At 69.1% G+C, this 19,749-nt stretch carries 19 protein-coding genes and 1 riboswitch; of the genes, 11 read left to right on the forward strand and 8 right to left on the reverse strand.

What is annotated here, in order from left to right; all coding sequences use genetic code 11:
• Positions 1-24 precede the first annotated feature (24 nt).
• The gene (locus ACFYTQ_RS15220; protein ID WP_387360922.1) at positions 25-747 is read left to right on the forward strand and encodes a TetR/AcrR family transcriptional regulator; all 723 of its coding nucleotides are present in this window, start codon (positions 25-27) and stop codon (positions 745-747) included.
• Here the strand turns inward: ACFYTQ_RS15220 and ACFYTQ_RS15225 are convergent.
• Positions 744-2,210 carry a threonine/serine exporter ThrE family protein gene (locus tag ACFYTQ_RS15225; protein WP_387360924.1) on the reverse strand — a complete coding sequence of 489 codons (1,467 nt, stop codon included), beginning with the start codon at positions 2,208-2,210 and terminating at the stop codon, positions 744-746. The two genes, ACFYTQ_RS15220 and ACFYTQ_RS15225, sit on opposite strands and share 4 nt — an antisense overlap.
• 103 nt (positions 2,211-2,313) lie before the next feature.
• Here ACFYTQ_RS15225 and ACFYTQ_RS15230 point away from each other — a divergent pair, with 103 nt between their 5' ends.
• Together ACFYTQ_RS15230 and ACFYTQ_RS15235 are read left to right on the forward strand one after the other, a co-directional pair.
• Positions 2,314-4,245, forward strand: coding sequence for an acyl-CoA dehydrogenase (locus tag ACFYTQ_RS15230; RefSeq protein WP_387360926.1), 1,932 nt, complete (start codon positions 2,314-2,316; stop codon positions 4,243-4,245).
• Positions 4,246-4,884: a phosphatase PAP2 family protein gene (locus ACFYTQ_RS15235; RefSeq protein ID WP_387360928.1), complete on the forward strand. Its 639-nt coding sequence runs from the start codon at positions 4,246-4,248 to the stop codon at positions 4,882-4,884.
• Here ACFYTQ_RS15235 and ACFYTQ_RS15240 read toward each other — a convergent pair.
• Together ACFYTQ_RS15240 and ACFYTQ_RS15245 are read right to left on the reverse strand one after the other, a co-directional pair.
• Positions 4,802-5,683, reverse strand: coding sequence for a nuclease-related domain-containing protein (locus tag ACFYTQ_RS15240; protein ID WP_387360930.1), 882 nt, complete (start codon positions 5,681-5,683; stop codon positions 4,802-4,804). The two genes, ACFYTQ_RS15235 and ACFYTQ_RS15240, sit on opposite strands and share 83 nt — an antisense overlap.
• A 97-nt stretch (positions 5,684-5,780) precedes the next feature.
• On the reverse strand, positions 5,781-7,475 hold the full coding sequence (locus ACFYTQ_RS15245; protein ID WP_387360932.1) for a GMC oxidoreductase: 1,695 nt from the start codon (positions 7,473-7,475) through the stop codon (positions 5,781-5,783).
• 91 nt (positions 7,476-7,566) lie between these two features.
• Between ACFYTQ_RS15245 and ACFYTQ_RS15250 the strand changes: the two genes are divergently transcribed.
• The 7 genes from ACFYTQ_RS15250 (at position 7,567) to gcvP (ending at position 14,505) form a co-directional block, all read left to right on the forward strand.
• Positions 7,567-8,196 (forward strand): CDP-alcohol phosphatidyltransferase family protein, encoded by a 630-nt coding sequence (locus ACFYTQ_RS15250; protein ID WP_387360934.1) that lies wholly within the window; start codon positions 7,567-7,569, stop codon positions 8,194-8,196.
• Between the two features lie 43 nt (positions 8,197-8,239).
• Positions 8,240-8,638, forward strand: coding sequence for a glycine cleavage system protein GcvH (gene gcvH / locus ACFYTQ_RS15255; protein ID WP_387360936.1), 399 nt, complete (start codon positions 8,240-8,242; stop codon positions 8,636-8,638).
• 179 nt (positions 8,639-8,817) lie between these two features.
• A complete protein-coding gene (garA, locus tag ACFYTQ_RS15260; RefSeq protein ID WP_387360938.1) occupies positions 8,818-9,291 on the forward strand; it encodes a glycogen accumulation regulator GarA in 474 nt (157 codons plus the stop codon).
• 13 nt (positions 9,292-9,304) lie between these two features.
• Positions 9,305-10,108 carry a MerR family transcriptional regulator gene (locus tag ACFYTQ_RS15265; protein WP_387360940.1) on the forward strand — a complete coding sequence of 268 codons (804 nt, stop codon included), beginning with the start codon at positions 9,305-9,307 and terminating at the stop codon, positions 10,106-10,108.
• A gap of 53 nt (positions 10,109-10,161) precedes the next feature.
• Positions 10,162-10,635 carry a bifunctional nuclease family protein gene (locus tag ACFYTQ_RS15270; protein ID WP_387360942.1) on the forward strand — a complete coding sequence of 158 codons (474 nt, stop codon included), beginning with the start codon at positions 10,162-10,164 and terminating at the stop codon, positions 10,633-10,635.
• Positions 10,636-10,811: 176 nt separating this feature from the next.
• On the forward strand, positions 10,812-11,405 hold the full coding sequence (locus tag ACFYTQ_RS15275; RefSeq protein WP_387360944.1) for a MerR family transcriptional regulator: 594 nt from the start codon (positions 10,812-10,814) through the stop codon (positions 11,403-11,405).
• Between the two features lie 50 nt (positions 11,406-11,455).
• Positions 11,456-11,551: riboswitch (glycine riboswitch) on the forward strand.
• A gap of 137 nt (positions 11,552-11,688) precedes the next feature.
• Positions 11,689-14,505, forward strand: a complete 2,817-nt coding sequence (gene gcvP / locus ACFYTQ_RS15280) for an aminomethyl-transferring glycine dehydrogenase (RefSeq protein WP_387360946.1) — start codon at positions 11,689-11,691, stop codon at positions 14,503-14,505.
• Positions 14,506-14,509: 4 nt separating this feature from the next.
• Here the strand turns inward: gcvP and ACFYTQ_RS15285 are convergent, their stop codons facing one another.
• The 5 genes from ACFYTQ_RS15285 to ACFYTQ_RS15305 form a co-directional block, all read right to left on the reverse strand.
• Positions 14,510-14,818 carry a GIY-YIG nuclease family protein gene (locus ACFYTQ_RS15285; protein ID WP_387360948.1) on the reverse strand — a complete coding sequence of 103 codons (309 nt, stop codon included), beginning with the start codon at positions 14,816-14,818 and terminating at the stop codon, positions 14,510-14,512.
• Positions 14,819-14,848: 30 nt separating this feature from the next.
• Positions 14,849-16,510: a substrate-binding domain-containing protein gene (locus ACFYTQ_RS15290; protein ID WP_387360950.1), complete on the reverse strand. Its 1,662-nt coding sequence runs from the start codon at positions 16,508-16,510 to the stop codon at positions 14,849-14,851.
• Between the two features lie 19 nt (positions 16,511-16,529).
• On the reverse strand, positions 16,530-16,790 hold the full coding sequence (locus tag ACFYTQ_RS15295) for a WhiB family transcriptional regulator (protein WP_387360952.1): 261 nt from the start codon (positions 16,788-16,790) through the stop codon (positions 16,530-16,532).
• A gap of 25 nt (positions 16,791-16,815) precedes the next feature.
• Complete coding sequence (locus ACFYTQ_RS15300) at positions 16,816-17,349, reverse strand: HNH endonuclease (RefSeq protein WP_387360954.1); 534 nt, start codon at positions 17,347-17,349, stop codon at positions 16,816-16,818.
• Positions 17,350-17,683: 334 nt separating this feature from the next.
• Positions 17,684-18,442: an NAD(P)H-dependent oxidoreductase gene (locus tag ACFYTQ_RS15305; RefSeq protein ID WP_387361312.1), complete on the reverse strand. Its 759-nt coding sequence runs from the start codon at positions 18,440-18,442 to the stop codon at positions 17,684-17,686.
• 106 nt (positions 18,443-18,548) lie between these two features.
• On the opposite strand from ACFYTQ_RS15305, the gene ACFYTQ_RS15310 reads away from it, so the two are divergent.
• Positions 18,549-19,742: an anion permease gene (locus ACFYTQ_RS15310; protein WP_387360956.1), complete on the forward strand. Its 1,194-nt coding sequence runs from the start codon at positions 18,549-18,551 to the stop codon at positions 19,740-19,742.
• The last annotated feature ends 7 nt before the right edge of the window (positions 19,743-19,749 follow it).

The following is a 19,749-nucleotide window of genomic DNA, read 5'->3' on the forward strand; positions in this document are numbered from 1 at the left end:
CCCCTCACCGCTAGGCTCGGACGGATGAGCGAGCCGGCGCGGAGGGGCCGGGTGCCCGCGGTCAGCGACGCGGACATCCGGCGAGTGGCGAGAACCCTTCTGGTGCACCAGGGTCCGGAGGCGGTGACCCTGCGCGCGATCGCGCGCGAACTCGGGATCACCGCCCCCGCCCTGTACCGGTACTACGCCTCCCGGGAGGAGCTCGTCGCCGCGCTGCGCCTGGACATCTGCGCGGATCTGGCCGAGGAGCTGGCGAGTCAGGTGGCCGAGCTGCCCGACGACGGCATCGTGCAATTGTTCGCCATCTGCAAGGGTTTTCGGCGCTGGGCGCTGGACCACGCGCACGAGTTCACCCTCGTGTTCGCCTCCCCGGCGGGCGCGGGCACCAGCGCCATGCGGCAGTTCGACGAACCGTTCGGGCGGATCTTCCTCGCCGCGGCCGGGCGGCTGCTGGCCGCCTACGACATCGTCACGCCCTCGGCCGACGTCATCCCGGAGGCGTTGCGGGAGGACCTGATCGGATTCCAGGGCGCGCTGCTCGGCATCACCGAGCGCAAGTTCCCCGCCGAGAAACTCGACCTCGGGGTCACCTACCTGATGATCCAGTTCTGGGCCCGGCTCTACGGGCACGTGACCCTCGAGGTCTTCGGCAACTACCCCATGCCGGTCAGCGATCCCGACGCGCTGTTCGACGCGACACTGGCCGATCTCGCCCGGACCATCGGCCTGACGCCGGGACCGGCCTAGCGATTCGACGCGATCACCGGCCGCCGAATCCCGCGGAACCGCTTGAGGATTCGCGGCTGCCGCAGGAAACGCGCGATCCACTCGCCGAGCGTCACCCCGGCCGCCAGCGCGCAGCCGACCGCGAACGAGGCCAGCAGCTGACTCAACCCCATCAGCAACTGATCGTTGAGCAGCGCCGACAGGCCGCGATACACCTTCAGACCCGGCAGCAGCGGGGTGATCCCGGCCATCGCCACGACCAGCGGGGGAGTGAGCGAGCGGCGGGCCATCAGACCACCCGCGAGACCGACGACCGTCGCGGCGAACCCCGAGGACACCACCGGACCGAAGCCGGCCGCCTCGGCCAGCACGTAACATACCGTCGCGGCCGCACCGCTCAACCCGGCCGCGGCCAGCGCGCGGCGCTCGGCATAGCAGGCCAGCGCGAAGGCCAGGGCCGCGATCGCACCGGCGAGCACCTGCATCGCCAGATTCGAGATGCCGGTGGAGGAGTACATATCGATCGTCGGCGACACCGCGTGCGCCATCTCCGCCACCCGCAACGCCAACGCGACCCCGGCGATGATGCCGCCGGTCATCATCATCACCTCGAGCATGCGCGCGGCCGCGGTGATCGGCGCCCCGGTGATCGCGTCCTCGACCGAGCCGACCAGCTGTAAACCACTGAGCAGCACCGTGATTCCCGCCGCGACGATGAGCGAGGGATTGGCCTCGATGCGTCCGGCGAAGGTGGCCAACAGGATCGCGGGCGCGGTCGCGATCGCCCCGCCCGCCATGGCCTGGAAGAAGAACGGCAGCCCCAGCCGGTTGAACACCCGGTTGGTGCGGTCGATGAGCGCGGTGGCGACGAAACTGACCGACGCGACCAGCGTCCCGCCGCCGAGCAGCACCGCGATGGCCGCGGCCATGAGCGACCAGCCGAGGGTGGCCACCCAGCGGCTGTACGGATGCGGCGCACAGCAGATCCGATCGAGATAGGCGTGCGCCTCCTCGGGCGGGACGACCTCGCGGCGGATGCGCCGGGTCAGCCGGTCCACCGCGGCGAGCCGGGTGAAGTCGAGCGAACGATAGTTGACCACCCGCATGGTGCTCGCGGGCGGCAGCGACGGGCCGCGGTCGGCGGAGATGCGGATCGCGTTGTAGGTGACATCGATATCGATCTGCGACAACCCGTAGGTCGAGGCGATGAACTCGACCTGGGTGGTGGTGTCCATCACCGACGTGCCCGAGGCGAGCACCACGTCGCCGACGCGTTCGGCCAGGTCCAGTACCTGGGTCACGCGGGCGTCGTCGGTGAGATCGATGGGCTGCAACGGCGTCGGCGCCGGGACGACGGCGTCGACGGTCGCCTGCCGCTCGGCCACCAACCGGCCCACGACACGACCTGCCCAATGTCGCAGCCGGGTGTGCGGATCCGGTGGCGGCAGCACCTGGATCGGCTGGGTCATCACCTCATCGCTCATACTTCGCCAAGTTAGCGACGTGTTACACAATCGTCAGCTCCGCGTACCGACACGTGAGGCCGATCACGGGTGTCACCGGTTCGCTCGTGGTTATCTTCGGATTATGGCGACCGGAGGCAAGACCCCAGCGGAACATCTACGAGCGGCACTCGACGGCCCCTGGGGCGAGGTGCGCGAGCGGGCCCGGCGGCAGCTCGACGACGATCGACTGTTCGGCGATCCCTACCTCGACTACAAGGCCGCGCGGGCGCGGGTGCTCGACCAGATGCGGCTGGTCTCCGAATTCGGTCTCGCCGAGAAGGGTTTCCGGCTCGAGAACGGCGGCACCGGCGAACCGGGCGCGGCGGTCACCGGCCTGGAGATGCTGGCCTACACCGATCTGTCGCTGTGGGTTAAGTGCGGCGTGCAGTGGGGACTGTTCGGCGGGGCCGTGGAGAACCTGGGCACCGAGCGGCACCGGGACGTGGTCAAGCGGCTGCTGTCGCTGGACCTGCTGGGCTGCTTCGCCATGACCGAATCCGGGCACGGCAGCGACGTCGCCAATCTCGAGACCACCGCGACCTACGATCCCGCGACGCGAGAGTTCGTGGTGCACAGCCCGACCGCGTCGGCGCGCAAGGACTACATCGGCGGCGCGGCCGAGCACGCCCGGATGGCGGCGGTGTTCGCGCAGCTGATCACCGGCGGTCAGAGTCAGGGCGTGCACTGCTTCCTGGTGCCCATCCGCGACGAGGCGGGCAACGACCTGCCCGGCGTCACCACCTCCGACTGCGGTCTCAAGGGCGGGCTGCCCGGGGTCGACAACGGCCGAATCATGTTCGACCACGTGCGAATTCCGCGCGAGAACCTGCTCAACCGGTACGCCGACGTCGAACCCGACGGCACCTACCGCTCCGATATCGAGAACCCGAGCCGCCGCTTCTTCACCACGCTCGGCACGCTGGTGCGCGGGCGGATCAGCGTGGGCGGCGCGGCCGCGGCGGCGGCCCGGGTGGCGTTGAGCATCGCCCTGCGCTACGCGGAGAAGCGCCGGCAGTTCAGCGATCCGGAGACCGGCGAGGAGATCGTGCTGCTGGACTACCGCAGCCATCAGCGCCGGTTGCTGCCGTTGGTGGCGCGCTCGTTCGCGCTGGCCTTCGCGCAGAACGATCTCGTGCGGCGCATGCACGCCATCCAGACCGGGCAGGATCTCGACCCCACCGCGCAGCGCGCCCTGGAGAAGCGGGCGGCCGGGCTCAAGGGCGCGCAGACCCGCCACGCCACGGTCACCATCCAGGAGTGCCGCGAAGCCTGCGGCGGCGCGGGGTATCTCACCGAGAACCGGCTGGTGACACTGAAGGCCGACACCGACGTGTTCACCACCTTCGAGGGCGACAACCTGGTGCTCACCCAGCTCGTCGCCAAGGAACTGCTCACCGCCTACGCCGACGAGGTCCGCGATCTGGACGCCATGGGCTGGGTGCGCTTCGCCGCCACCATGGCCCGCGACGTGGTGCGCGAGAGTTCCGGTGTGCGCCAACTGATCCAGCGGCTGCGCGACCGCTCCGACGAGGGCATCGACGACGGCGATCTGGCGCGACGCTCGGTGCAGTTGCAGCTGTTCGCCGATCGCGAGGACTATCTGGTCCGCACCGCCGCGCACCGGCTGCGGGCCCGCGCGCAGGACACCAACCCGTTCGAGGCGTTCAACAACGCGCAGGACCACATCCTGCTGGCGGGCGAGGCGCACATCGAGCGGTTGATCCTGGAGGCGTTCATCGAGGGCATCGCGGGCATCGACGATCCGCAGGCGCGCGAGCTGGCCGAGACGGTGTGCGATCTGTTCGTGTACGCGAGCATCGAGCAGAACCAGGCGTGGTACATCATGCACCGCTTCATGTCGGTCGACCGCGCCAAGACGGTGCGGCGCGGGGTGAACGAGCTGGTGGACCGGCTGCGCCCGCACGCCCCGACCCTGGTCGAGGCGCTCGGCGTGCCCGAATCCCTGTTGCACGCGGCCATGCTCGACGACCCGAGCTCCCATCAGGGCGAATAGGTGCGGTGGCTCGTCGCGGTGGCGGCCGGTGCGCTGACCACCGCGCTGCTGCCGTTGGGTTTCCCCGCGAACGGCGGACCCACCGACCTGGACCGGGCCGTGGGTGCGGAGGTCGACCGCACGGTCGGCACGAGTGTGCTCGACGCGCTGGTCGTGCCGAGCAACGGCTATGTCGTGCTGCCGTTGCTGGCGCTGGCCGCGCTGTGGTGCGCGCTGCGGCGGCGGTGGTGGGCGGTGGCCTTCCTGCTGGTGGTGCCGGAGCTGGTGGTCGCGGTCAACACCTGGCTGCTGAAACCGTTGTGGCACCGGCACTTACACGACTACCTGGCGTATCCGAGCGGGCACACGGTCCAATTCGTCGCGGTCGCAACGGCTTTCGTGTTGGTGCTGGAGCGTGCGCGGGCGCGGATCGCGGCGGCCGCGGTGGCGGTGGTGGTGCTGGCCGGGGTGGCCGTGGGCATGGTGGGGCTGGGCTACCACTACCCGACCGACGTGCTGGGCGGCGCGGGCGCGGCGATCGCGCTGGTGACCGCGAGTTACGGTGCGGCCGTAACGATCAGGGCGCGTAGGTCAGCAGCACCGACAGCACGAACCAGATCGCCCACGCCGCCGCGACCAGCATCCCCAGGGCCATCGTGACGCGCAGGAACGTGCGGCCCATATCGATCTTCTCGTGCTCGCGCGGGTACAGCTGCCACGGGCTGTACCAGGGCGCGGAGAAGGCCAGCCCGCTCGTTCCGCCCGCGGCGGCCATGGCCTGCTGCTGTTCGTGATACGCCTCGGCCTGCGCCTGCTGCGGGCCGCCGTACCACAGCGTGATGTCGACCGTGCCGCCGAAGCCCTCGCCGACCAGATCCTGCGGGGACGGCAGATACGGCAGGATGGCCAGGCCGCGGAACGCCAGCGCCACGTCGTTGACCGTCCACTGGGCGCGGCCCTGCGAGGCGAGGTTGTTGAGGTAGGCGGCGAACCGGTTGCGGTCGTCGCCGACGATCACCTCGAAACTCGGATCGTTCCACAGTTGGCGCACCCGCAGATTCGCGCCGCTCGGCGGGACGACCAGCACCACGCCGTGCACCACCCGCTGGCCGAGGCCGCGCTCGGCCAACCAGCTCTGCAACGCGAAGGTGTGCTCGCGCGACTGGTCCAGCGGCGTGCCGCGATCGGTGCCCTCGAGCGTCACCACCTGACTGCCCACCCGCCACGGACCGTTCAGCGGCACCTCGAGTTCGCCGCTGACGTTCTCCACCAGCGTCTCGGTCTCGATGATCACGCAACTGGTCGGCGTCCAGATGATCGCGTCGAACCGGTGCAGGCGTTCGGCGTAGAACAGGCTGACGTTCACCGTGGCCACGCCGTGCGGATCGCCGGGCCCCTTCCAGGTGCGCAGCCAGTCGATCAGCACCCGCTCGGCTTGGGTGCCGGTGGGATTCTGCACTCGCACCAGCATTGCGGCCCGCCCTTCCCGTCGACACTCGGTACCGAAAGCATATGTGGCCGGGCGGGTTCCGGTGGGATCCCGCGTCTTGGGTATGTCAGACGGTCGGCACGCGGGGGTCGGCGGGGCTGATCGGCAGGCGCAGGGCGCCGAAGGCCGTGTCGGGCACGGTCGGCCGCGCGGGCGCGACGGGCCGGATGCGGCGGTAGGGGCGCCCCAGTTCCGGACGCGGATCGGGCTGACCCTTGTTGGGCCAGAACGCCATCGCGCGTTCGGCCTGCGCGGTGATGGTCAGCGACGGGTTCACCCCGAGGTTCGCGGTGACCGCCGAACCGTCGGCCACGTGCAGGCCGGGATGGCCGAACACGCGCTGATACGGATCCACCACACCGCTCTCCGGGCCCTCGCCGATCACGCAGCCGCCGATGTAGTGCGCGGTGGCCGGGATGTTCACCACGTCGAGGAACAGCCCGTGCACATCGCCGTCGACCTTCTCGCCGAAGCGGCGAGCGATGTCGTGCGCCAACGGAATCCACGTCGGGTTCGGCTCCCCGGTGCCCTGCCGCGTCTTCAGCTGTCCCCAGCGCCGGAACGAGGTCAGCGAGTTGTCCAGCGACTGCATCACCAGCAGGATCACCGACTTCTCCGATGCCCGGCGGGCATTGAGGCTGCGCAGGAACACCAGCGGCCGGGTGAACATCGCCAACAGGAACCGCAGGAACCGGAACGCCCCGCCGTCGACCATCGGCACCGACATCGGGAACAGCGCGTTCTGCCCCTTGCCGTAATGGCACACCTCGATGTGGGTGTCGGGCTCGGGATGGATCGACGAGGTGATCGCGATGCCCTCGGCGAAATCGGCGCGGGTGCGGCTGACCACGTTGAGGATCGCCTCGGAGTTCGAGCGGGTCAGCTCGCCCAGCCGCGGCGACAGATTCGGCAGCACCCGCTCGTCGCGCATCTTGTGCAGCAGCTTCTGGGTGCCCAGCGCGGCGGCCGCGAACACCACCTGTTCGGCGGTGAAGGTCTTGCGCTGCTTGCGAATCCAGCGATCCGAGCGCACGGTCTCGATGGCGTACCCGCCCTTGAGCATGGGCCGCACCTTGGTCGCGGTGGTCAGCTCGAAGACCGTGGCCCCGGCCTGCTCGGCGAGGTAGAGGTAGTTGGTGGGGGTGGTGTTCTTGGCGTTGTGCGGGCAGCCGGTGAAGCAGCGCGCGCAGTGGATGCAGCCGCTGCGGCGCGGGCCCGCCCCGCCGAAGTACGGATCGTCCACCTCCTCGCCCGGGGCGGCCTCGTTGAAGAACACGCCCACATTGGTCGGGTGGTAGGTCTCGCCCACCCCGAGGTCGTCGGCGATCGAGCGGATCACCTCGTCGGCGGGGGTGACCCGCGGATTCGGCGCGACGCCGAGCATGCGCTTGGCCTGGTCGTAGTAGGGCGCGAGTTCGCTGCGCCAATCGGTGATGTGGGCCCACTGCCGATCGTCGTAGAACGCGGGCAGCGGTTCGTAGAGGGTGTTGCCGTAGATCAGCGAACCGCCGCCGACCCCGGCCGCGGAGAACACCGCGCACTTGCCGAGCACGCTGATCCGCTGCGGACCGGTCAGGCCCAGTCGCGGGGCCCAAAGGGATTTGCGCACATTCCAATTCGTCTTCGGGATCGCCTCGGCCGGCCAGCGACGGCCGGATTCCAGCACGGCCACCCGGTAGCCCTTCTCGGTCAGCCGCAGGGCGCTCACGCTCCCGCCGAACCCGGAGCCGATCACCACCACGTCGTAGTCGAAGTCGGGCATGGACTTCCTCTCCCTCGATTGCCGACTCACCTTAACCTGTCGCCGCAACCCCTCCGGCGTGCCCGAATGGCGGCCCCCGCGCGATTCGGGTATGCAACAGGCTGTGACCACCGAACCCGCCGGAGATCCGGGCGACCGCGTCCTCACCGTGCCCAACGCGCTGAGTGTGCTGCGGTTGATCGGGGTTCCGGTGCTGCTGTGGCTGTTGCTGATCGAGCACGCCGACGGGTGGGCCTTCGCCCTGTTGATCGTCAGCGGGCTCACCGACTTCCTGGACGGCAAGCTGGCCCGGCTGCTGGACCAGTCCTCGCGGCTGGGCGCGCTGCTGGACCCGTTCGTGGATCGGCTGTATCTGGTGGCGACCGTGCTCGGGCTGCTCGTGCGCGGCATCCTGCCGTGGCCGTTCGTGGTGATCCTGCTCGCCCGCGACGCGATCCTCACGGTCACACTGGCGATCTACCGCCGCCGCGACCTCCCGCCGCCGGAGGTGATCTATCTCGGCAAGGCGGCCACCTTCGCGCTCATGTCCGCGTTGCCGTGGCTGCTGGCGGGCGAAATGGATTGGGGCGCGGCCGGATTCGGCCGGGCCTTCGGCTGGGCGCTGCTGCTGTGGGGCACGGCGGCCTACGTCTGGACCGGGCTGCTGTACGTCGGCAAGGCGGTGGCGGTGGCCCGGGCGATACCGGCCGTCGGACCCGCGAGCGGGGAGCCGATAAAGTGATCACGACGCGGCCAGAGAACGAGCCCTCGAAAGGACTGCACCTGTGACCTCTGTTCCCGAGGAACTGCGCTACACCGAGGAGCACGAATGGCTGCTCCGCGTGGGGCCGACCCGCGCCCGCGTCGGCATCACCGACTACGCTCAGTCACAGCTCGGTGACGTCGTGTTCGTGCAGCTGCCCGCGGTGGACACCGACGTGACGGCGGGCGAGAGCATCGCGGAGGTGGAGTCCACCAAGAGCGTGTCCGACATCTACGCGCCCCTGAACGCGAAAGTCGTTGCGGTGAACGACATTCTGGATGCCGAGCCGGAGACGGTGAACACCGACCCCTACGGGGACGGCTGGATGTTCGAACTGCAGGTCGACGAGGCCGGAAAACTCGACGCGACACTGGATGAACTCCTCGATGCCGCAGGTTATCAAGGAGTTATCGGGGGCTGAAGCGGCCTTCACAGTTCTACCTGCACGGGATCGCCCTGGCAGGGTACGGTCAATGCCAACAGAAGTGCCGGCGACCGGTGCCGGAATCTCCAAGGGCGCGACAGCCGGTCGCGCCGGGTGCGGACGGATTCCGGGCCGCGATGCTTGTACGGATAATCGGTTCGAGGAGGAGAGCAAGGGTGAGCGAGAACAAAGACCCGGGTTACGGGGAGAGCGCGGCCGAGACGACATCGGTGTTCCGCGCTGACTTCCTCAACGAGGTCGACGCGTCGCGCTCCGGGGAACAGACCGGCGAACAGCCGGTGCAAGGGGTCGAGGGCCTGCCTCCGGGTGCCGCCCTGCTGGTGGTCAAGCGCGGTCCGAACGCGGGCTCGCGGTTCCTGCTCGATCAGCGGACCACCTCCGCGGGACGCCACCCCGACAGCGACATCTTTCTCGACGATGTCACGGTCTCGCGTCGGCACGCGGAGTTCCGCAACGAGAACGACACGTTCCAGGTCGTCGACGTGGGCAGCCTCAACGGCACCTACGTCAACCGCGAGCCGGTGGACTCCTCGGAGTTGCAGAACGGCGACGAGGTGCAGATCGGCAAGTTCCGGCTGGTGTTCCTGACCGGCCCGCGCGCCGCCCAGAACGACGCGGCGGGCGTCTGACGGGCCGGATGCGATGACAGGCGCAGCGCAGTGGACCCGCGGAGGAATGTCGATCGGCTCCGTGCTGGACCTGCTGCGTCCGGATTTTCCGGACATCACCATCTCCAAGATCCGCTTCCTCGAATCGGAGGGGCTGATCAGCCCGGAGCGCACGCCCTCGGGCTATCGGCGGTTCTCGGTGGCCGACGTCGAGCGGTTGAAATTCGTGCTGACCGCTCAGCGCGACCAGTACCTGCCGCTGAAGGTGATCAAGGAACAACTCGAGGCGATCGACAGCGGCGCCGCGACGCTCGGGGTGCGCGAGGCGCGCGCCCGGGCCGACGGCGCCGACGCGGACGGATCGGGGCGTGCGCCCGATTCCGCGTCCGCGGCCGGCCCGCCCCCGCCCCGGAGGCTCGGCGTGGTTCCCGGTGAGGTCTCGCCGGAGGAGCTGCGCTTCGATCACGAGATCCGCGTCACGCGAACGGATCTGCTCGAGCAGGCCGGTATCGACGAGAAGTTCCTCGCCGAACTCATCCGGGCCAATCTGATCACCCCCGGCGCCGCGGGCTTCTTCGACACCGAGGCGGTGACGCTGGCCCGCACGGCCCGCGCGATGAGCGAATTCGGTTTGGAGGCAAGGCATCTGCGCGCGTTCAAGCTCGCCGCCGATCGCGAGGCCGCGATGATCGCGCAGATCGCCGCGCCCATCGCCAAGGGCCGCGACGCTGACGCCCGCGCCCGCGCGGAGGAGACCATCCGCGAGCTGGCCGCCCTGTCGCTGACGCTGCATACCAGTCTGGTGAAGACCTCGGTGCGCGGCGCACTCGGCGGCTGAATTCATCGCCTAGACTCGGTGATACGGCCGTCGAGCGCCAGCGAGGTGGAGTCATGAGTGAGATGCGAGTGATCGGCATCCGTGTAGAGCAGCCGCAGAATCAGCCTGTGCTGCTGCTCCGCGAGGTGGCCGGGGATCGGTACCTACCGATCTGGATCGGGCAGGCGGAGGCGACCGCGATCGTCCTCGAGCAGGAGGGCGTCACGCCGATCCGGCCGCTCACCCACGATCTGATCAAGATCATGATCCACGAGCTCGGCCACACCCTCAAGGAGATCCGGATCGTCGACCTGCAGGAAGGCACCTTCTACGCCGATCTGGTCTTCGACAACGACGTGCGCATCTCCGCGCGGCCCTCGGACTCGGTTGCCATCGCCTTGCGGGTGGGTTGCCCGATCTACGCCGAGGAGCCGGTGCTCGAGGAGGCCGGGCTGGTGATGCCCGACGAGCGCGAGGACGAGGTGGAGAAGTTCAAGGAGTTCCTCGAGTCGGTGTCGCCGGACGATTTCAAGGCCACCGATAGTTAACGGTCATTCCGGGGCAATCCGGGCCCCGACGGCGGAGTATCAACCTCAGCTAGAGGTCGAAAAACACGCCCCTCGCGGTGACTGGCTCGAGGCGGATCGAGCCGGGACAATCGAGGGAGTAACCTCGATAGTTAGGCCGTGGTTCCACTTCGGCGAAGCAGTGAGGGGAGTTGTTCGTGGGAGATCAACCGCAGCAGACGGGGTCCGACGCGGCGGATACGCGGCCCGCCGCGGTGCAGCCCGGCCTGTTCCCCGACGACACCGTCCCCGACGAACTCGTCGGCTACCGCGTCCCCAGCGCCTGCCAGGTCGCCGGGATCACCTACCGGCAACTCGACTACTGGGCCCGCACGGGTCTGGTCGTGCCGTCCATCCGCAGCGCCTCCGGATCGGGCAGCCAGCGGCTGTACTCCTTCAAGGACATCCTGGTCCTCAAGATCGTCAAGCGGCTGCTCGACGCGGGCATCTCGCTGCAGAACATCCGCATCGCCGTCGATCATCTGCGCAGCCGCGGGGTCGAGGATCTGGCCGGGATCACGCTGTTCTCCGACGGGGCGACCGTCTACGAGTGCACCTCACCGGAAGAGGTCGTCGATTTACTGCAGGGCGGGCAGGGCGTGTTCGGCATCGCGGTCAGCGGCGCCATGCGCGAGCTGACGGGCGCGATCGCCAACTTCCCGGCCGAACGCGCCGAGAACCACGCGAGCAGCGACCGCCCCGAGGACGAGCTGGCCTACCGCCGCAAGGCGCGCATGAGCAAAACCGGCTAGGGGTCGGTAACACCGGCGCAATCCGGGACCGCCTAGACTTGGCGGTGCGTCGCGGCCGTGCGGGAGAGTTCCGGGTTGCGACCCGGGCGCCGAAGGAGCAGCACCTCCCCGTCAATCTCTCAGGCACCAGGGACCGCACGGACTTTCGACGCCTCTGGAAAGAGGTGGCCGCATTCGGTTGCGGGCCATCCGCCCATGGGGAAAAGGAGCCCGAGCCCGGGACCTGAATCTCTCAGGCGCCACGACAGAGGGGGAGGGCCCGCCCGCACCCCTGGGAGCTGCCGTGACCCGTTCCTTCGCCGATCGCCATATCGGACCCGATGCCGCCGCCGTCGAGGTGCTGCTCGCCGCGCTCGGCATCGATTCGCTCGACGACCTCGCGGTCCGCGCGGTGCCCGCGAGCATCCGCGACGACCCGGCGGCGCACGGCCTGTGCGCGCTGCCCGCCCCGCGCACCGAGCACGAGGTGCTCGATGAGCTTGCGGCACTGGCGAATTCGAACACCGTGGCGACCTCGATGATCGGGCTCGGCTACTACGACACGCTGACCCCGCCCGTGCTGCTGCGCGGCATCCTGGAGAACCCGGCGTGGTACACGGCCTACACGCCGTATCAGCCCGAGATCAGCCAGGGGCGGCTCGAGGCGTTGCTGAACTTCCAGACCATGGTGTCGGATCTGACCGGTATGGAGGTCGCCAACGCGTCCATGCTCGACGAGGCGACCGCCGCCGCGGAGGCCATGACCCTGCTGCGCCGGGCGAACCGGTCGAGCAAGTCGGCGCGGCTGCTGATCGACGCCGACCTGTTCCCGCAGACCCGCACGATCCTCACCACCCGGGCCGAACCGCTGGGCATCGAGATCGTGGAAGCCGATCTGGCCTCCGGCGCGCTGCCCGACGGGGAGTTCTTCGGCGTGCTGCTCCAGACGCCCGGCGCGTCGGGCCGGATCGTGGACTGGACGAATGTCATTGCGGCGGCGCACGATCGGGGCGCGCTCGTGGCCGCGGGCGCGGATCTGCTGGCCATGACCCTGGTGACGCCGCCCGGAGAGCAGGGCGCGGACGTGTGTTTCGGCACCACCCAGCGGTTCGGGGTGCCGATGGGCTTCGGCGGTCCGCACGCCGGATATCTCGCCGTGCGGACCGCGCACGCCCGGCAGTTGCCGGGGCGGCTGGTCGGGGTGTCGGTGGACGCCGACGGCGATCCCGCCTACCGGCTCGCGTTGCAGACCCGCGAGCAGCACATCCGCCGGGAGAAGGCGACCTCGAACATCTGCACCGCGCAGGTGCTGCTGGCGATCGTGGCGGCCATGTACGCGAGTTATCACGGCGGCGACGGGCTGCGCGCGATCGCGCGGCGGGTGCACGGGCACGCCGAGCGGCTCGCGGCCGGACTCGGGGAAGCCGTTGTGCACGAACGGTTCTTCGACACCGTGCTGGTGCGGGTGCCCGGCGGGGCGGAGGCCGTGGTGGCCAAGGCGAAGGGGCGGGGGGTGAATCTGCGGCTGGTCGACGCCGATCACGTGTCGGTGGCGTGCGACGAGGCGACCACCGAGGCGCATGTGGCGATCGTGCTCGAAAGTTTCGGCGCGGAGGGCGTTTCCGAGTCGGCGCTGCCCTCGATCGAGACGCGCACCTCGGAGTTCCTGACCCATCCGGCCTTCACCCGGTACCACACCGAAACGGCCATGCTGCGCTACCTGCGACAGCTGTCGGACAAGGATATCGCCTTGGACCGCAGCATGATTCCGCTCGGCTCGTGCACCATGAAGCTCAACGCGACCGCGGAGATGGAGCCGATCACCTGGCCCGGCTTCGCCCGCCTGCATCCCTACGCGCCCGTCGAGGACGTGCCCGGCATGGTGCGCGTGATCGAGGATCTGGAGAAGTGGCTGGCCGCCATCACCGGCTACGACCGGGTGAGCCTGCAACCCAACGCCGGTAGCCAGGGCGAGTACGCGGGCCTGCTCGCGATCCGCCGCTACCACCTCGACCGCGGCGACACCCACCGTGACACCTGCCTCATCCCGTCCAGCGCGCACGGCACCAACGCCGCCTCGGCCGCCATGGCCGGGCTGCGGGTGGAGGTCGTGAAGTGCCGCGACAACGGCGACGTCGACCTGGACGACCTGCGCGCCAAGATCGCCGACCACGCCGACCGCCTGGCCTGCATCATGATCACCTATCCGTCCACGCACGGCGTCTTCGAACACGAGGTCGCCGAGTTGTGCGCGCTGGTGCACGACGCGGGCGGCCAGGTGTACGTGGACGGCGCGAACCTGAACGCCCTTGTGGGCCTTGCCCGTCCGGGCCGCTTCGGCGGCGACGTGTCGCATCTGAACCTGCACAAGACGTTCTGCATCCCGCACGGCGGCGGCGGCCCCGGCGTCGGCCCGGTCGCGGTCCGCGACCACCTCGCCGCCTACCTCCCCGGTGACCCGCTGGAGTCGGGTTCGCACGCCGTCTCCGCCGCGCGCTACGGCTCCGCGTCGATCCTCCCGATCACCTGGGCCTACATTCGCATGATGGGCGCCGACGGCCTGCGCCGAGCCACCCTCACCGCCATCGCGTCGGCGAATTACATTGCGCGCCGCCTGGATCCGCACTTCCCGGTCCTCTACACCGGCGAGAACGCCATGGTCGCCCACGAGTGCATCCTCGACCTGCGCGAGATCACCAAACGCACCGGCGTCACCGTCGACGACGTCGCGAAACGCCTGGCCGACTACGGCTTCCACGCCCCCACCATGAGCTTCCCGGTAGCGGGCACCCTCATGGTCGAACCCACCGAGAGCGAGAACCTGGAAGAACTCGACGCCTTCATCGCCGCCATGATCGCCATCAAGGCGGAGATCGATCGAGTAGCCGCGGGCGAATGGCCCGTCGACAACAGCCCCCTCCGCAACGCCCCCCACACGGCGGCCAGCCTGGTCGGCGACTGGAATCACCCCTACTCCCGCGAAACCGCCGTCTACCCACAGGGTTTGAGCTCGCCGCGCCCCAAGGTCTGGCCCGCTGTCCGCCGCATCGACGGGGCCTACGGCGACCGGAACCTGGTGTGCTCGTGCCCGCCGTTGTCGGCGTACGCCGATTCGGAGTGAACGCCTACAGCAGCGATCGATAGAGATCGTCCCACTCGGGATTCATCCCCTCGATCAACGCGATCTTGCGAGCCCGGCTCCAGGTCGTGAGCCGCTTCTCGAGCAGGATCGCGTTCTCGAGGGTGTGGTGGGGTTCGTACCAGACCAGGGTGTGGATGCCGTGGCGGCGGGTGTGGCTGGGGACGACGTTGTTCTTGTGTTGCCAGACGCGGGCTACCAGGTTGCGGGTGGAGCCGATGTAGAGCAGGCCGTGCGGGGCGCTGGCGAGGATGTAGGTGCACGGTGGTGGCTGGTTGGTCGGTCTCCTCCCCATGGGGAGAGGATGGCAGGGGGGTCCGACAGGTCAGGGGTTGGTGAGGGCCTGGTTGACCGCCGTGCCGAAGGCGAGGTCGTCCGTGGTGGTGACGTGGGTGTAGGTGCCGCCCGTCTTCTGCGCCACGGACTGGAGGGTCGGGGTGGTCTGGGTGCCGAGCGCGATCACGTCGATCCGGATGGGGTGGCTCGGGTCGGGGGTGATGTCGGCCAGGAGTTGGTCGCCGGTGACCGTGGAATCGTCGTTGGGGCCCGAGGTGATCAACAGGATGGAATTGGTTCGGCCGGGCGAGAATTCGCTCACCGCGTTGCGGTAGGCGGCGACCAGGGCGGGGTAGGCGCGGTCCTTCTTGTCGGTGGTGGGGCTGACGTTCGACAGGGCCTTGGCGAGGTCGGTGCGGTGCTGTTCGGTGAGGGGTGCGGTGGGGGAGAGGATCTTGTACGGGTCGTCGGAGTCGTGCGCGTAGGTCCAGACGCCGAGGCCGAAGTCGGCGGGCATGGTGGCCATCGTGGACTGGAGGGCGCCGAGGGTGTTGCCCAGTTTGGTGAGGGTGCCGTCGGTGGCGCCCATGGGGGCGGTGGTGTCGATGAGGACGGTCGCGTGCACGCCCAGCACCGGATTGGCGAGCACCGAACGTACCTGCGTCAGAACGGATTTGGCGGGCACCGAGACGGCCGTCGCGGCGGGCGGCTCGAAACCCTGGTCGGCGAACAGCCTCTGCTGCTCGGGGGCGCGCAGATAGTCCACGAACAGGCCCGCGATGAGGTTGGCGGTCTTGTCGACCCAGGGCCCGGTCAGCAGGGCCGCGGGATGGTCGGCGACGGGCGCGGCACCGGTGGGCCGGTACTGCGCGACACCGGACACCGCCTTGAGTTGCTGAGCGGTTACCGGCAGCGCGTGCACGGTCCCTTTCGCCGGATCCGCGGCCCCGGCCAGCGCGCCCAGCGTGGCGGTGACATCCCCGGGTTCGGGCGCGCCCGCGGCGAGCTGGGAGATCGCCGACACCACCTGACCGGATTTGGCCGCCGTCTCGTCCAGCGGATCCGAACTCGACAGCGCCGCACCGACAGTCGTCGCCGTCGCCAGCGTCGCGTCCCCGTCGGGTAGCGCGAGCCGCAACCCGCCCCAGCCCTTCAACCCGACGTCGCTCAGCGAACCCTGTTGCAGCTTGGGCAGATCCGCCCACCCGGTCTTCGCCGACTCCAGCGCCGCACGCAACGGCTCCGGCACGGCCAGCACGATCGGACTCGTCGCCACCGAGGCGGGCGCGCCCTCCACCAGGCCGGGCACCCGCATCGCCTCGATCGACCGCGACGAATCCGGAATCCACAGCGCCGGTTCGGGTCCGAGCGCGGAATCCCAAGCGCGGCCGGTGAATCCGGCCACCATCGCCGCCGAGGGCCGCCCGGTCACCCGCACGCTCGCGCAGTGATCGCGAACCTTGGGCTTGGTGGCGTTGTAGCGGTCGGCGGCGGCGCGGACGGGCGCGAGGATGTCGGGGTCGACGGTGACGGCCAGCGTCGCCTCGCCCTCGACGCATTCGGCGGCCGCGCTGCGACTTTCGTCGGCGGATCGGTGACTGAGCCAGAACCAGCCACCGATCCCCGCGATCACCAGCAGCACGGCCGCCACGGATATCACCAGCCCCTTGCTGACACCCCGTGAACCGTCCGCACTGCGATGTGTACCCACGGGTTGCCAGTGTAGAGAGCTACTCCCGGACCAACCGTCCGCGGTCGTACTCGTGCCCGCCCCACACACCGGTCTGACCGGTGTCGGCCGCGAACTGCCCGCACTGGCGGCGGATCGGGCAGCTCGCGCAGACGCTCCGCGCGTACGCGAAGTCCTGCGACGGATACGGGAACCACGCCTCGTGATTCGGATCACCCTTGCACGCGGCCTGTTCCCAGCTCTGCGAATCCGAGAGCGGGAGCAGATCCACCAGGGTGAGCTCCTGTACTGCGTTCGTCATATCGGATCCCCTCCTTTCTCGGGGTCTATCGGGTGGCGGACAGGTCCTTCCAGATCCGCCGTTGTCTGCGGGCCAGCTCGTCGGGCGCCTTCGGCTCCCACAGCAGCCGCATCCCGGCCTCCTCGGGGGTGCGGTCGGCCTTGCGGGTGTTGCACGGCCCGCACGCGGCGACGAGGTTGTTCCAGGTGTTCGTCCCGCCCCGGCTGCGCGGGACTATGTGGTCGACGGTCCGCGCGGGGCCCGCGCAGTACCCGCACCGCTGACCGTCGCGCCGCAGCACGCCCGCGAGCGTGGCGCGGCTGTGGTCGTGCCGCGCCACCCCGTGTTCGAGATAGACATAACGCAGCAGACGAATCGTCTCGGGCAGCGCTATTTCCAGATGCCGCGAACGGATGGGGACGTAAGGCTCGCGATCGGCGATGGTCTCGGCCACGCCGGAGACGAGCAGCACGATCGCCCGGTCCGCGCCGATCTCGCACAACGCCTCGTAGGAGGCGTTGAGCAGCAGCACACCGGTGTGTATCCAATTGTCGGGCGCGTCGGGAGGATCGAACAGCATGGGAGCCACCATGTTTCGTGGAGAGCGGAAGGGGAGATCGACGGGGCGGGTCAGGCCCGGCTCTGGAGGCGGCCGGACTCGCGTCGCTGCTCGGGACTCGAAAGTCGTTGTTCGCCTGCGGGATTCATTACCTTGTCGGGCATCGGCCACCTCCTCCTTCCTGCTGTTCGTGGCTGCGTCCGGCCCCGCTGCGGGGCCGGAGGGAACATCGCCAATGGTGACACAGCGTTACGCCGTTGTCGGTTGATTTTTCTCCCGGTGAGACGCGCTGCGCCGCACGGGAACCCCCTCGTCTCGCTGTTCAACGAGGGGGCCGCCGGATTTGTTCCCCGGTTCAGGACGTGATGTGCACCGCGAAGCCGGTCCGGCCGTCGCGTTCCAGCCCGGGTCGCAGCCGCAGGCTCCGGTCGTAGTCGCCGCCGTCCTGCGGGCGGTAGCGGATCGGCTCGATCGTCTCCAGTTTCGCCAGCCGTTCCCGCAGGTCCGCGGCGATCTCGGCGAACCGCGTGTCGTTCACGCGCAGGCTGCCGTGCACCAGGAACGGCGGCAGCACGTCCATGCCGGGGTAGTAGAGGATGCCGTGGTGGATGGGGAACAGCAGATCCTCGATCGGGCCGTTCACGCCGCGGTCGGAGTAGCCCGGCTCGCGCCCGCCGATCGTCACCACCAGCATCGCGCGGCGGCCGCTGAGAATGCCCGCGCCGTAACGGGGTAGCGCGCGCGAGCCCACGCCGTAGGCGAATCCGCAGGTGAACACTCGGTCCACCCAGCCCTTGAGGATCGCGGGCATCGAGAACCACCACAGCGGGAAATGCAGCAGCACGGTGTCGGCCCACAGGAGTTTCTCCTGTTCGGCGCGAATATCGGGGGTGAGCGAGCCGTTGGCGTACGCCTCGCCGGACGCGAGCATGAAATTCGTTTCCGCGACGTCGCCGAAATCCGCGGCGTCGGCGTGCGCCTTCCAGCCCATCGCGTACAGGTCGCTCACCCGGACGTCGTGACCGTCCTGTCGAAGCTGTTGCACCGCAACATCTTTCAATGATCCTGTCAGCGAATCCGGTTCGGGGTGCGCGTATACGATCAAGATGTTCACCTCGGCCGGTAACGGGTTCATCGGTGTTCGTATTCCCGGGCTGAACTTTCGGTGAATTGCTCGCCACGGCCGGAACCAAGCGCGGCAACGGGGGAAGATCTACCTCGTGACCGCAGAACTCATTGTGCTCACGATTGTGATAGTCACCGCGCTTGCCTTCGATTTCACCAATGGTTTCCACGACACCGCCAACGCGATGGCGACGTCGATTGCCACGGGTGCGCTCGGACCTCGTGTGGCGGTTGCACTTTCGGCAGTACTGAACCTTGTCGGAGCGTTCCTGTCGGTGGAGGTCGCCAAGACCGTCTCCGGCGGGCTGCTCAAGATCAACGACGTCCATCACATGGACCTGTTGCACATCGTGTTCGCCGGACTGGTCGGCGGCATCCTGTGGAACCTGCTGACCTGGCTGCTCGGCCTGCCGTCGAGCTCCACGCACGCGCTGTTCGGCGGCCTCATCGGCGCCGCGATGGCCGCGCTCGGGGCGAGCGGGGTGATCTGGACCGGCGACAAGAGCACCGGCCTGATCAACAAGATCATCGTGCCCGCACTGCTGGCGCCGTTCGTGGCGGCGCTCATAGCGGCGTTGAGCACGTTCGTGATCTATCGCCTCACCCGCGCGGCGAACGAGGGCAAGGTGCGCACCGGCTTCCGCTGGGGGCAGATCGGCTCGGCCTCGCTGGTGTCGCTCGCGCACGGCACCAACGACGCGCAGAAGACGATGGGCGTCATCTTCATGGCCCTGGTCGCGCACGGCACCTACACCAACAGCGACAGCATCCCGCTGTGGGTGAAGGTGTGTTGCGCGCTGGCCATCGCGCTGGGCACCTACCTCGGTGGCTGGCGGATCATCCGCACGCTCGGCAAGGGCCTGGTCGAGATCGACTCGCCGCAGGGCTTCGCGGCCGAATCGGCGTCGGCGTCGATCATCCTGACCTCCGCGCAGTTCGGACTGCCGCTGTCGACCACGCACACCGCGACCGGTTCGATCCTCGGCACGGGCCTGGGCAAGCCGGGAGCCGAGGTGCGCTGGTCGGTCATGGGCCGCATGGTCGTCGCCTGGTGTCTCACGCTGCCGCTGGCGGCCGTGGTCGGCGCGCTGTGCTGGGGGATCGCGGACCTGTTCGGCGGGCTGGCCGGTGTGCTGGTCGACTTCGTGATCCTGCTCGCGGTCTCCGGGTACATGTTCCTGCGGGCGCGGCGCAATCCGGTCGGCACCCACAACGTCAACGACGAGTGGGAGGGCGGCCTCACCCCGCCGTCCAACGTGTCGACCCCCACCACCGGCGCGTCGGTCTAGGAGGCAG

Origin of the sequence: Nocardia sp. NPDC004068 (genome assembly GCF_042874315.1) — a bacterium.
In the GTDB taxonomy this organism is placed as follows: Bacteria; Actinomycetota; Actinomycetes; order Mycobacteriales; family Mycobacteriaceae; genus Nocardia.

What these genes read in the sequence shown, in the direction of transcription:
- ACFYTQ_RS15300 (WP_387360954.1), bottom strand. Translation starts at nt 17,349, where the DNA reads ATGCTGTTCGATCCTCCCGACGCGCCCGACAATTGGATACACACCGGT.
- ACFYTQ_RS15295 (WP_387360952.1), bottom strand. Translation starts at nt 16,790, where the DNA reads ATGACGAACGCAGTACAGGAGCTCACCCTGGTGGATCTGCTCCCGCTC.
- ACFYTQ_RS15265 (WP_387360940.1), top strand. Translation starts at nt 9,305, where the DNA reads ATGACAGGCGCAGCGCAGTGGACCCGCGGAGGAATGTCGATCGGCTCC.
- ACFYTQ_RS15245 (WP_387360932.1), bottom strand. Translation starts at nt 7,475, where the DNA reads ATGCCCGACTTCGACTACGACGTGGTGGTGATCGGCTCCGGGTTCGGC.
- ACFYTQ_RS15220 (WP_387360922.1), top strand. Translation starts at nt 25, where the DNA reads ATGAGCGAGCCGGCGCGGAGGGGCCGGGTGCCCGCGGTCAGCGACGCG.
- ACFYTQ_RS15225 (WP_387360924.1), bottom strand. Translation starts at nt 2,210, where the DNA reads ATGAGCGATGAGGTGATGACCCAGCCGATCCAGGTGCTGCCGCCACCG.
- ACFYTQ_RS15230 (WP_387360926.1), top strand. Translation starts at nt 2,314, where the DNA reads ATGGCGACCGGAGGCAAGACCCCAGCGGAACATCTACGAGCGGCACTC.
- ACFYTQ_RS15285 (WP_387360948.1), bottom strand. Translation starts at nt 14,818, where the DNA reads ATGGGGAGGAGACCGACCAACCAGCCACCACCGTGCACCTACATCCTC.
- ACFYTQ_RS15250 (WP_387360934.1), top strand. Translation starts at nt 7,567, where the DNA reads ATGCAACAGGCTGTGACCACCGAACCCGCCGGAGATCCGGGCGACCGC.
- ACFYTQ_RS15270 (WP_387360942.1), top strand. Translation starts at nt 10,162, where the DNA reads ATGAGTGAGATGCGAGTGATCGGCATCCGTGTAGAGCAGCCGCAGAAT.